Here is a 12,581-nt window from a genome sequence, read left to right as displayed (position 1 = left end):
CAATAAAATAATATTTTAAATTTTAGTAAATTTAGCAACATAACGAACATTAACATGGCTATATCATCACAAGTCAACATAAAAAATAAAAGAGCATCATTTGATTACCACCTGCTAGACAGGTATGTGGCGGGCATTCAGCTTCTGGGCACGGAGATCAAATCTATCCGAGAGGGGAAAGCCAATATTAACGATAGTTTCTGTACTTTCTTCGAAGACGGGCTTTACATCCGTAATATGCATATAGCGGAATATTCGCATGGCTCCTTTTACAATCATGAAGCCAAGCGCGACAGAAAACTGCTATTAACAAAAAAAGAACTAAAAAAACTTAAAGAAAAAGGGGAAGAAAAAGGCTTCACCATCGTTCCTCTTCGTATCTTCATCAGCGAGAGAGGGTATGCCAAAGTCGAAATCGCGCTGGCCCAAGGTAAAAAAGACTATGACAAAAGAGAATCCATCAAAGAAAGAAGAAACCAAAAGAGAGCTAGATCGCGTAATGAAACGTTAATTCCCGAGATTCAATATATATGGCTCCGGGGGTGACGCCCACGCGACTCCTAAATAACCTAACGAAATAATTAACCTCGGTGAAGCCGGCTCCAAAACACGACTCCTTCACCGATTTTGTCTGCCTAAGAAGCTCTTTGGCCCGCTCTAGGCGCTGTGTAATCACATACTCCATAGGCTCATCCCTAACTCTTTCTTAAATAGACGTGTCAGACTCGATTTACTCATATGGGCAACCTTTTGTAAAGTTTCTAATGAGATCTTTTCACTAATATGCCTGCGCACAAAATCTTTTAGATGCAACAATACAACATTGGAAGAAGTACCTATCTCCAATGCCAGCAAAGATTGCTTCTGAAGCAAACGAATCATTATTTCTTTAAAAGCCAAATCCGCAAAAACACTCTTCAACGAATTGGACCCCATCATGATCCGGAAAAACTTATTCAATAATTCGGTAAGCTCTGGTGTATTGTAAAGATGGAAAAGGTCCGGATTAAAGTTCCACTCACCAATCATCTGATGTTTGGGGCTAAACTCATTCAGATAGTTAAGCACTCCGTCAATCTTTTCCTTACTGATTACTAATGCAGTACATTGCGTAGGTCGGTGTATGCTAGCTTCCGGAAAGTCTATAAGCATCTTGGTATTAGCTGGTAAGACCAACATCTGACCAGGGTAATATTCAAAATCTTCCACCTGTCCTATATGCATGACCTTTTTGCCCTGCAACATATTAACCATCACCAGGTCATCAAACTTCAAAGGCACCAGCGTACAAGACTCATAGGTCTCAAAGACATGAAGCTCCATCTCATCCACAGCAAAAGTACGCTTGTTCTCCACAAAAGTGGTGAGTTCCTTTTCCGTGGAAAAAGGCAAGGTTTCCAATAACGCTCCGTCTTTCATCAGCTCTAAGATTTATAATTGGCTATAATCAAATATAACAAAATTCAGCCAAAGAAGAAACGATACGATAGTGCTATGCTTTGACACGAATGTGCTACAGCTCCATAAGCCTCTTCGGTATTTTTGAGTAAATAGATGAACTCAATTAATAAACTTAAAATTATGGGAACTATTCAAAGACCAACGTTTAAGGAACGTTACGACAACTACATAGGAGGCAAGTTCGTCCCTCCGGTATTAGGAAGATACTTTGACAATATCTCTCCGCTGGATGGCAAGGTGTTTACTCAGGCTGCCCATTCTACCAAAGAAGATCTTGAGCTTGCCATAGACGCTGCCGAGAAAGCCTTCGAAAGCTGGAGCAAAACTTCAGCCACAGAGCGCAGCATCATCCTCAACAAGATTGCAGACCGTATCGAAGAAAACTTAGAATATATTGCCGCAGTAGAAACGGTAGACAATGGCAAAGCTATACGCGAAACACTAAATGCCGACATTCCTTTAGCGATAGACCATTTCCGATATTTTGCTAGTGTGATACGTGCTGAAGAAGGGTCTCTGAGTGAACTGGACGCCAATACCGTATCACTTATAGTCCATGAACCTATAGGTGTGGTGGCCCAGATTATTCCTTGGAACTTCCCTATATTAATGGCCGTATGGAAGCTGGCGCCAGCCCTTGCTGCCGGCAATACGGTAGTACTCAAACCCGCCGAAAGTACGCCAACTTCTATTATGGTTTTGATGGAGCTTATAGGAGACCTAATACCTCCAGGTGTGGTGAATATAGTGAATGGATTTGGCGCCGAATTGGGAAGAACATTGGTGACAAATCCTAAGATTGCGAAGGCTGCCTTTACAGGCTCTACAGCCACTGGCCGCCTAGTGATGCAATACGCTACCGAAAACATTATCCCTGTAACCTTAGAGTTAGGGGGTAAATCCCCAAATATCTTCTTCGAATCGGTGATGGCACAAGATGATGAATTCCTTGATAAAGCCTTAGAAGGCGCTGTTTTGTTTGCTCTTAATCAAGGCGAGATCTGTACCTGTCCTTCGCGTCTGTTAGTACAAGAATCTATATACGATAAATTTATCGAAAAGGTGATTGACCGTGTGAAAGCCATCAAGGTAGGAGATCCGCTAGACCCAACAGTCATGATGGGAGCCCAAGCCTCAAAAATTCAAAAAGATAAAATCATGTCCTATATCAAACTTGGAAAAGAAGAAGGTGCTGAAGTGCTAATCGGAGGGGACGAAAATCATGTGGGCCCTGGCTTGGAAGGAGGATACTACATACAACCTACCATATTCAAAGGCCATAACAAAATGCGCATCTTCCAAGAAGAGATTTTCGGTCCGGTATTGGCTGTCACCACTTTCAAAGACGAAAAGGAGGCTATCGAAATTGCCAATGACACCATGTATGGATTAGGCGCTGGTGTATGGACCCGAGATGCACATCAGATTTATACCGTTCCACGTGCCATCAAAGCTGGCCGTGTATGGGTAAACCAATATCACGCTTATCCTGCTGGAGCTCCGTTTGGTGGTTATAAACAATCGGGCATAGGACGTGAAAACCACAAAATGATGCTCGACCATTACAGACAAACAAAAAATATGCTGATTTCATACAGCAAGCAAAAATTGGGATTCTTCTAAAATCACGCTAACTATAGAGGAGGGAAATACCTCCTCTATTTAAATTTTTTGCCTATGATAAAGAGATTAGATGTAACGGAAGAAGCCAAAAGAGTAATCCACCAACTAGCACAACAACACGGTCCTTTGATGTTTTATCAAGCCGGTGGCTGCTGTGAAGGCACACAACCACAATGCTTTGTCAAAGGCAGTTATTTCCCAAGGATGAATGACGCCATGATAGGACTAGCGGAAGGATATGAATTTTGGGTAGACCGTGACCTCTTTGAATACTGGAAGCATGCTCACTTTACCCTTGATGTGGTCGATGGCTTCGGTCCTGGAGGTTTCTCCCTAGAGACTCCGCTGGGAAAAACTTTCAAAGTGCATTACAGATTATTTACGGAAGAAGAACTAAAAGATCTAGAACCCGTAAAAAGAAATGAATAATCGCAAAACAAACCGTCTTCGTAAGAATTACTTCAATTAATATTCAGATTTCACTAAAGCAATTAATCTTCCCCAATACAATACCTCAAAGAGGGAAAACAAAAAATCCTAACCGCATGGGGTTAGGATTTTTTTATGAGGACTAAAGATCCTTAGTCAGCCTTTTTAGGATTGTTTGCAGGTCTGTGCGGGTTAGGCTTGTTATTGTTCGGTCTTTCCTCCTTTGGAGGGCGTGGCAACAAAGCTTTACGCGACAGCTTCATCTTACCTTGCTTGTCGATATCCAATAATTTCACCGTCACTGTATCCCCTTCTTTGTAGATGCCGTCCAATGATTCTAGACGTTTCCAGTCCACTTCGGAGATATGCAACAAACCGTCTTTACCCGGAAGGATTTCCACGAAAGCACCGAAAGCCATTATAGACTTCACTTTACCTTCATAGGTTTCCCCCACCTCTGGTTTGGCAATGATAGCCTTAATACGTTTAGCTGCAGCATCCACTCCCTCCTTGTTGGCAGCAAAGATCTGAACGATACCTTTGTTATCCACCTCTTCGATAGAGATTGAAGTTCCAGTCTCACGCTGAAGCTCTTGGATAATCTTACCACCAGGACCGATAACCGCACCTATAAACTCTCTATCGATAATCATCTGCATGATGCGTGGAGCATGTGGTTTATAATCAGGACGAGGTTCAGCAATAGTTTTCTTCATCTCGTTCAAGATATGAAGACGAGCCTCACGGGCTTGCTCCAACGCCTGTGTCAGCACTTCCCATTTAAGACCGTTGATCTTAAGGTCCATCTGACAACCTACGATACCTTTTTCAGTACCCGTAACCTTGAAGTCCATATCTCCTAGGTGATCTTCATCACCTAAGATATCCGAAAGAATAGCGTAGCGGCCAGTCTTCTCGTCGGTAATCAACCCCATAGCGATACCAGATACCGGAGCTTTCAATTTAACGCCTGCATCCATCAATGCCAGCGTACCGGCACATACTGTAGCCATAGATGAAGAACCATTGGATTCCAAAATATCCGATACTACGCGGATGGTATAAGGATTTTCAGAATCTGGAGGCAACACCTGCTTCAATGAACGCATAGCCAAGTTACCGTGACCGATTTCACGACGGCCAGGACCTCTGTTAGGTCTTACCTCTCCTGTAGAGAAGCTTGGGAAATTATAGTGTAAGATAAACTTGTTGTAACCATGGATGAATGCGCCATCAATCATTTGCTCATCGTCTTTAGCCCCCAAAGTCACCGAAGTCAAAGACTGGGTTTCTCCACGAGTAAAGATTGCCGAGCCGTGTGCTGCAGGAAGATAATCCACTTCCGACCAGATAGGACGTACAGTACGTACATCACGGCCATCTAGGCGGATACCTTCATCAAGAATCAGGTTACGCACAGCGTGATATTGTACGTCGTGATAATATTTCTTCGCCAAGAAGAGTGTTTCTTCATCCACCTCTTCACCTAAGGAAGCGATAATTTCTTCTTCAATAGCGGCAAATTTTTCAGCGCGCTCGTGCTTCGAAGTACCCGATTTCGCTATAGCATATACTCTGTCGTAAGCAGCGTCGTAAATTGCCTTCTCCAGTTCAGGGTTTGAAGGCTCATGATTGAATTCACGTTTCTGTTCTGCTCCTACTAACTTAGCCAATTCCACTTGCGCCGCCACTTGTTTTTTGATAGCCTCGTGCGCAAAGGCAATAGCTTCCACCATCTCGGCTTCAGAAATCTCTTTAGCTTCACCTTCCACCATCACAATATCGGAAGCAGAGCCCGCAACGATAAACTCCAATGTGGAATTGCCTAATTCCGAAAGACGTGGGTTGATAACCAACTTACCGTCAATCTTGGCTACACGAACTTCAGATATAGGACCATTGAATGGTATATCTGACACAGCAATAGCTGCCGATGCCGCCAAACCGGCCAACGCATCCGGCATAATATCTTTGTCCGAAGAAATCAACCATACCATCACCTGTGTGTCGGCGTGGTAGGTCTCAGGGAATAAAGGACGTAAAGCTCTATCTATCAAACGTGAAATCAAAATCTCGTAATCCGACAATTTCGCTTCACGACGTAAAAAACCTCCCGGAATACGGCCTGTCGCCGCATATTTCTCTTGGTAATCTACCGATAGAGGTAAGAAATCTACCCCTGGTTTTGCTTCTTTGGCTGACACTACCGTCGCCAAAAGCATCGTTTCTCCTTGTTTCAACACTACAGAACCGTCGGCTTGCTTAGCCAATTTGCCTGTAGACAACTCGATAGGAGGAACTCCGTCCCCCATTTCAATTGTAACTTTCTTTTCGTTGTAATAACTCATTGTGTACTAATAATGGTGCATTTTCCTCTTTTACTGATGCACTAATTTTTATGACCTCTAAAAATTCTGAACAAATGTACAGATTTTTTATTCTAAAAGTCAGTATTATACAAAAAAAGCCACCCAAAAATTTTGGATGGCTTAATGCTTTTCACTATATAGACTTACTTGATGATATCACGTAAACCTAAAGCCTTGATAATAGCACGGTATCTTTCGATATCTTTTTTGTACAAATAAGCTAATAAAGCACGACGTTTACCTACTAATTTTTGTAACGCACGTTGTGTATTAAAATCTTTTCTGTTTTTCTTCAAGTGCTCTGTCAAGTGAGCAATTCTTTTAGTGAATAAAGCGATCTGCCCTTCTGCAGAACCTGTGTTTGTAGCTGAACCTGCAAATTCTGCAAAGATATTAGCTTTGTACTCTTTACTTAAATACATTTCTTGAATAATATTAAAGCGTTAAAAATTTTATTAATTGCGTGCAAAGTTAAGTATTTTCATTTGAAAATGAAAAGAATTTGAAAATTATCCTACTGATTTTCATGATGTCCTTTACACTTCCTCACTATACTTTGACGTAGATTCCCTTCTTATCCATGAAGAACACTATCACCCACATCACCGCCAAGAAAACCAAAGAATACGCAAAGGATCCGATTTCCGGAATCCCCGGAATCTGCGCACACACATTCTTATAAAACCACGACAGCGGTGTCGTAAATATAGCTTCTCCCTGCTCATTTACCCCGCTCGGAATACGGATTAAGCCGAGACTCTTAGGAAGCAATCCACTCAACACGAAAATGAAAAGCGGGTTCTTTCCAAATACATCAAAGAACTTGGTAAGCTTATTCTTAACTCCTTGCACCTCTATATACCATATCATTCCGCCAATGGTCATAATCCCTAACCCCGTAGTATAGAGCACATAAGAACTTGTCCATTATTTTTTTATTGATAGGAAAACCCAAAGACCAAGTCCAAGCCAATACCAACAAAATAAATCCTGTAACAAAAAGTCCGGAAAGCAATTTGAAATGCGGTTCTTGGGATTGTGGAACTTTCGCCCAAAGCCAATCCACCTCTCCTCTGTTACGGATAAATACCCCTACCAAATAGCCGAAGACTACCTGCACGATAGCAGGAATAGTGCTCATCAACCTTCCGGATCAAAAGGTACTCCCTCTCCTTTATACATATGCGGCACACCTAAAAGCTGCTTGTCGATAGCCGTTCCGAACCATCCCGCCAGAGAATAAGGATCCTCTCCTCCCAAAAAAGCACAAAGTCCCCAATAGCCCAAAAGCAGTACCGCCGAAACATAAATCAACGTTCGAGGCCTACAATAATAAGCTAAGATGGAAGCAAAGAAGTACGCCAAAGCTATGCGCTGCAATACGCCTAAAATACGAACTCCTTTATTCGGATCTACCGAGCTCACCCATTCCCTGAATTGCAAAGAACCGTCGACCCATTGCACAAAAGGAAACCAGTTAAGCCCCAATCCTATCAGAAAAATAAGAATTGATCTTTTTACAACCTTCTTCCAGAATACCGCATCTCCGGACTCTTTTAACCTTGGAATCACAAACGACATCGCATTTCCTACGGCAAACAAGAAAAAAGGAAACACCAAGTCCGTAGGTGTACACCCATGCCACGCGGCATGTTTTAACGGAGCAAACATCGAAGACCATGTTCCCGGATTATTAACCATAATCATTAAGGCTACCGTTGCTCCTCTGAACACATCTAGTGAATAATAGCGTGGTTTCATAAATAGACTGTGAAAAATATTGTTCCGAAGATAAGAAATAAGGAAAGAATTAACGAGAAAGTTCTAGGCTTAAAATGATAAAATCACATAAACATTCACAAAAATTAACTTAAAAACGAAAACTTAATAGAATTTTTTAAAAAGTTTGTTGGTATTTAAATTAATAATTATTTAACTTTACACAACCAATTAGAGCTAGATTATGAGGGACGTTATCCATTCCCAAATATTAAAGTCGATATACTTTGCTCAATCTCAATCTATAGCCGAGATCAGTAATTCCATTGGAAAAAGCATTCCTATAGTAACAAAAGCCGTACAGCAATTATTAAAGGAGAACATAATTTTAACCAACGGATTAAAAGCTTCGACAGGAGGCAGAAGAGCAAACTCCTATATTCTTAATAAAGAAGCCTTTGGAGCTATTCTGTGTATTAACATCAACCGCTATTCCATTCTTTTCTCCTTGTACAATATTGCAAATGAGGAGATAATTAAACCAACAGAAATAGAAATAGACGGCCTTTCGGACGAGGATATTTATAAACATATTATCGAACAAAGTCGCCATATAATAGAAAATTATTCCCAAACGATTTTATGTATAAGTATAACTGCCCCGGGATTTGTAGATTCTCTTTTACGCGTCAACAACTCGTATCCAATAACTTCACCACTTTATAATCTGGCCAATAGGATGCAGGAGGTGTTCGGTACTCCGACTTATATAGAAAATGATTCTTCGGCCATAGCATTGCAGAGAAAAATTTTTCTGATGTCAAAAATCTCAAGCATGTGCTCGTTATCAATCTTACTTGGGGAGTAGGTTTGGGAATTTTGGTGGATAACCAGCTCTTCCGTGGCTCAAACGGATATGCCGGAGAGTTTAGCCATATTCCGTTGGCCAATGAGAGCAAACTGTGTTCCTGTGGTAAGAAAGGATGTATAGAGGTGGAAGCATCATTGGAATCCGCCATAGACTATATAGACGAATGCCTAACCGCCGGAGAAGTGTCCCTGATGTCCCAGAACTTCAACTCCCAGCACAAAACTAGGACATTAAAAAATCTTGTCCGTTCTTATCAGGCGGGAGATCAGCTTAGCATCCATGCCATCAAAAGGATTGGATACATGCTGGGCAAGGGTATCGCCACCCTAATTCATATCCTCAACCCCAATGCTGTTATCATCAGCGGCATTGGAGCTGTATTCGGCCGTATCCTGTTGCCGGAAATACAATCAGCTATTCAGATTTACTGTATCCCACGTCTAGCACAACCCACGACTATAAAAATATCGACAACACCAAATATAGAACCTATTGCGGCTGTTAGCATAGCGATATTACAAAGCAAATCACTAATAAAAACAAAGTATAAATAATTAACAACTATAAAGTCCAAAAAGATATGAGCACTTTGTACAAACACCTTAGTCTTGTAATGATGTTATACTTCATCAGTGTAACATCATTATTTGCACAACAGTCTGTTACAGGGAGAGTAACAGATCAAAACGGCGGGCTTCCCGGCGTGACCATCACGGTAGTCGGGACGAACAGAGCTACCCAATCTACCACTGACGGAAGCTTCACCATACAAGCCAACCGAGGCGAAAGAATTCGGTTTTCCATTGTAGGATATGCACCTAAGGAAGTAGAGGTCAATGGCCCCACCCTTAACGTGGAATTGGAGCAAGATGCCAGCAATATCGACGAAGTAGTCGTAACAGCAATGGGAATAAAGAGAGCTCCAAGGGAACTAGGTTACTCAATGAGTATTGTAAATGCTGAAGAACTTACAAAAACAGGATCTCCAAACTTTGCAGGTGCACTCTACGGAAAAGCTCCTGGTGTGCGTATTTCTGCAGCCCCTGGAGGAGCTACCTCCGGAGTCAATATTAATATCCGTGGAGTGAACTCCATCACAGGAAATTCACAACCATTGGTTATTATTGACGGAGTACCTGTCCGCCAGACCTCTTTTAACAACTCTGATTATTGGAGTGACCAACGAGCAAGAGGTAACGGTCTTGAAGACCTCAACCCAGAAGATATAGAGTCTATCTCCATACTCAAAGGTGCTTCTGCAGCTGCCCTTTATGGATCTGAAGCTTTAAATGGTGTTGTTCTGGTAACCACAAAAAGTGGAAAAGGGAAACAAGGTTTTGCTATAGATTTTAACGCTACTTATACAAATGACAAAATAGCCTATCTCCCTAGATTCCAAAATGTCCGCGGAGCAGGATATGATATTTCTTATGCCGATATAGGTCAAGCGGATGATATGTTTTTTTATTACGATTTGGATGGAGATGGAATAGCAGAGACTAGAGCTCCTGCCAACACAACATTGAACTTTGGTCCTAAATTCGATGGACAGCCTATCTTATCTTGGGACGGTCAAATAAGACCTTATGTCGCGCAAAATGCGTACAACAAATTCTTTAACAACCCGAATAATAGCATTGCTAACTTGGCATTAAGCCACTCTACAGATAAATCAAACATACGCTTCTCATTAACGCGCCAAGATAATGAGATGACATCTCTCGAGTCTTATAACAAAAAAAATATAGCCAATCTAAACAGCTCTTTCAAACTTTGGGACAAGCTAACTACAGATGTGGTAATCAATTACATTAACCAACATACCCACAACAGACCATTCCTTACCGATCGACTAATCAATAATTTCACCGGGATGATCTCTACATTTGACAATCCCGAATGGTATATCAATAAATATAAGACTAGCTTAGGCTATAGATATAGAATTGGTTCAGAAGCAAGTGCAACTCCAGATGAAAATATACGTTACAATGGATATAGAGCCGATGTGTTAGACTATATGTGGAATGTATTAGGAAAACAATATGACGAATATTCTAACAGATTTATAGGTTCATTTACCAACACATGGCAAATTACTTCGGACCTATCTGTAAGAGGACGGTTCTCGGCTGACCTGACCAATATGCGCATTGAAGATAAACATCCTAATGAAGTACCTCTATCTATTGGTAATAGCGGTTATTATGCCTTACAGAACCAAACAGGAAATATTTTCTATACTGACTTGTTAGCAACATATAATAAATCCATTTCCAAAGACCTCAAAATTGGCGCTATGCTGGGATATACTGCCACCAAGTCAGAAAACATCTATATGACCAGCAACACAGATGGAGGATTAAGCGTACGTGATTGGTTCAATATTAACGCGTCTATTAACCAAGCTCGTACCTCCAACAGCAGGGTCAATATGCTTCGTGATGCATTCTTTGGAACCTTAAATTTCAATTTCAGAGATTATTGGTTTGTGGAAGGTACGCTCAGAAGAGAAGCTATTTCAACTATGCACCCTGATAATAACATACTGTACTATCCTTCAGTTAACTCAAGTTTGATTCTTACCGATGCCTTCAATCTTTCATCATTATTCAACTATGCTAAATTAAGAGCTGCCTGGGGTATTGTAGGTAAATATCCAGACCCTTATCAGAGTCCATTGAGTTATACACAAAACTCCTTAGGAAATCAAGGAACGGGAACGGCTGTTCTATACACAACCATTCCTACAAGTTCTTTCGGAAATGAAGGTATTAAACCAGAAAACAAACATGAAATCGAGTTTGGTTTAGAAACCAGAATGCTAAACAACAGATTAGGTATAGATATTACCTATTACAATGGTAAGATTGTAGACCAAATCCTCAACTATTCACTTCCTATTTCCATGGGATCCTCATCTATTTTGGCAAACGTCGGTACATTAAGAAACACAGGTTGGGAATTTGCCATCAATGCAACACCTATTCAACATAGCAACTTCAGATGGAATTCAACTATCAATTTTGCTATGAATAGAAACAAGGTAGAAAAACTTCCTGGAGGGGCAACAACACTATTGCTAAGAGACTATGATGGCGCCGCAGCCCAACTAGTGGCTAACGTAGGTGAGTCCATGGGGGATATCATGGTGCACCCTATTGCGACAGACGCAGCAGGTAATAAAATTGTTCAATCCAACGGTTTATATCAGCTGGATGCTGACAATTGGGTAAAAGCAGGAAATGCTCTTCCTAAAGTGGTAGGTGGATTCATGAATACATTTAACTACAAAAACTTTACTCTTGATGCATTAATTGATTTCCGTTGGGGAGGACACGCTATGCCTACAGGTATAGCTTGGATGGTTAGCCGAGGCTTATTGGAAGAATCATTGAACGCAATGGATGCTGAGCACGGAGGAATTTCCTATTACAGAGATGTTAATGGCAAGGGCGTTGCGTATTCAGGAAACACATGGACCTAACGGCGAAAAAATATATCATGACGGTATGTTGATGGAAGGAGTGCTAGCCGACGGCTCTCCTAATACCAATGTCATTTCTCATGTATTCTATTATGCCAACACCTATAACTGGGGTGGTCCACAATATTCAAATTCAAACTACGGATTATATGTCCAAAAAAATAATTACATAAAAATGCGAGAGTTGTCTCTTGGCTACAAACTTCCTGAGTCTATAACGGCTAAACTGAAAGCTAAGAATCTACATCTTTCTGTATTTGGAAGAAATCTGTTCTTCCTCTATAGAAGCATGAAAGATTTAGATCCAGAGCAAATGACAGGAGGCTCTCACTGGACAAATAATGTAGCAAATGCAGGAACTTCTCCAGCTACAAGAACTTATGGTTTAATGTTACGTGCTAGCTTTTAATTATGAAAATGAGAAAAATAATGATGATAGCAGGACTATGTGCTGCTTCTCTTTCAGTCAATATATCGTGTAAAAAATCCTCTTTTGATGATTGGTATCGTGATCCATCAAAAGTTACGGAAACAACAATTGAAAAACAGTTTGCCGGTCTTCAATATACCTACCGCGAATTGGTVYTACCGACGAATTGGTAGTCCCTACCTATAGAAACTC

13 protein-coding genes and 1 pseudogene are annotated in these 12,581 nt (G+C 41.0%); 7 read left to right on the top strand and 7 right to left on the bottom strand.

From position 1 onward, the window contains the following. Positions 1-54 precede the first annotated feature (54 nt). A pseudogene (smpB, locus tag SD31_RS08475) lies at positions 55-511 on the top strand (SsrA-binding protein SmpB). Here smpB and SD31_RS21255 read toward each other — a convergent pair. After that, positions 488-685: a helix-turn-helix domain-containing protein gene (locus tag SD31_RS21255; protein WP_082021883.1), complete on the bottom strand. Its 198-nt coding sequence runs from the start codon at positions 683-685 to the stop codon at positions 488-490. The pseudogene smpB and the gene SD31_RS21255 overlap by 24 nt on opposite strands. Further along, positions 673-1,419 carry an AraC family transcriptional regulator gene (locus SD31_RS08470; protein ID WP_052258831.1) on the bottom strand — a complete coding sequence of 249 codons (747 nt, stop codon included), beginning with the start codon at positions 1,417-1,419 and terminating at the stop codon, positions 673-675. Before SD31_RS08470 ends, SD31_RS21255 begins: the two co-directional genes overlap by 13 nt. 162 nt (positions 1,420-1,581) lie before the next feature. Here SD31_RS08470 and SD31_RS08465 point away from each other — a divergent pair, with 162 nt between their 5' ends. Next, a complete protein-coding gene (locus SD31_RS08465) occupies positions 1,582-3,084 on the top strand; it encodes an aldehyde dehydrogenase family protein (protein WP_197053626.1) in 1,503 nt (500 codons plus the stop codon). A 54-nt stretch (positions 3,085-3,138) separates the two neighbouring features. Next, the gene (locus SD31_RS08460) at positions 3,139-3,513 is read left to right on the top strand and encodes a DUF779 domain-containing protein (RefSeq protein ID WP_039053806.1); all 375 of its coding nucleotides are present in this window, start codon (positions 3,139-3,141) and stop codon (positions 3,511-3,513) included. Positions 3,514-3,665: 152 nt separating this feature from the next. Here the strand turns inward: SD31_RS08460 and SD31_RS08455 are convergent, their stop codons facing one another. The 5 genes from SD31_RS08455 to SD31_RS18945 form a co-directional block, all read right to left on the bottom strand. Further along, the gene (locus tag SD31_RS08455) at positions 3,666-5,861 is read right to left on the bottom strand and encodes a polyribonucleotide nucleotidyltransferase (RefSeq protein WP_052258829.1); all 2,196 of its coding nucleotides are present in this window, start codon (positions 5,859-5,861) and stop codon (positions 3,666-3,668) included. A 164-nt stretch (positions 5,862-6,025) separates the two neighbouring features. Beyond that, positions 6,026-6,304, bottom strand: a complete 279-nt coding sequence (gene rpsO / locus SD31_RS08445; RefSeq protein WP_039053804.1) for a 30S ribosomal protein S15 — start codon at positions 6,302-6,304, stop codon at positions 6,026-6,028. 127 nt (positions 6,305-6,431) lie between these two features. Then, positions 6,432-6,752 (bottom strand): hypothetical protein, encoded by a 321-nt coding sequence (locus tag SD31_RS18955; RefSeq protein WP_231561361.1) that lies wholly within the window; start codon positions 6,750-6,752, stop codon positions 6,432-6,434. Then, complete coding sequence (locus SD31_RS18950) at positions 6,721-7,023, bottom strand: hypothetical protein (protein WP_231561360.1); 303 nt, start codon at positions 7,021-7,023, stop codon at positions 6,721-6,723. The genes SD31_RS18955 and SD31_RS18950 overlap by 32 nt, the downstream gene beginning before the upstream one ends. Further along, the gene (locus SD31_RS18945) at positions 7,023-7,643 is read right to left on the bottom strand and encodes an acyltransferase family protein (RefSeq protein ID WP_231561359.1); all 621 of its coding nucleotides are present in this window, start codon (positions 7,641-7,643) and stop codon (positions 7,023-7,025) included. The genes SD31_RS18950 and SD31_RS18945 overlap by 1 nt, the downstream gene beginning before the upstream one ends. Positions 7,644-7,845: 202 nt before the next feature. Between SD31_RS18945 and SD31_RS15290 the strand changes: the two genes are divergently transcribed. From SD31_RS15290 to SD31_RS17365, 4 genes are read left to right on the top strand one after another with little or no spacing between them, the layout of a single operon-like run. Continuing rightward, positions 7,846-8,469: an ROK family protein gene (locus tag SD31_RS15290; RefSeq protein WP_052258827.1), complete on the top strand. Its 624-nt coding sequence runs from the start codon at positions 7,846-7,848 to the stop codon at positions 8,467-8,469. Next, positions 8,439-9,026, top strand: a complete 588-nt coding sequence (locus tag SD31_RS15285; RefSeq protein WP_052258825.1) for an ROK family protein — start codon at positions 8,439-8,441, stop codon at positions 9,024-9,026. The genes SD31_RS15290 and SD31_RS15285 overlap by 31 nt, the downstream gene beginning before the upstream one ends. Positions 9,027-9,052: 26 nt before the next feature. Further along, positions 9,053-11,959: a SusC/RagA family TonB-linked outer membrane protein gene (locus SD31_RS08430; RefSeq protein ID WP_197053625.1), complete on the top strand. Its 2,907-nt coding sequence runs from the start codon at positions 9,053-9,055 to the stop codon at positions 11,957-11,959. Then, entirely contained in the window at positions 11,919-12,368 is a 450-nt protein-coding gene (locus tag SD31_RS17365; protein WP_197053624.1) for a hypothetical protein, read from the top strand. Before SD31_RS08430 ends, SD31_RS17365 begins: the two co-directional genes overlap by 41 nt. Positions 12,369-12,581: the final 213 nt, after the last annotated feature.

The organism is Sphingobacterium sp. T2 (assembly GCF_000814685.1).
GTDB classification, from domain to species: domain Bacteria; phylum Bacteroidota; class Bacteroidia; order Sphingobacteriales; family Sphingobacteriaceae; genus Sphingobacterium; species Sphingobacterium thermophilum.
Note: the sequence above shows the minus strand (reverse complement) of the source record. Positions and strands in the feature narration are given on the sequence as shown.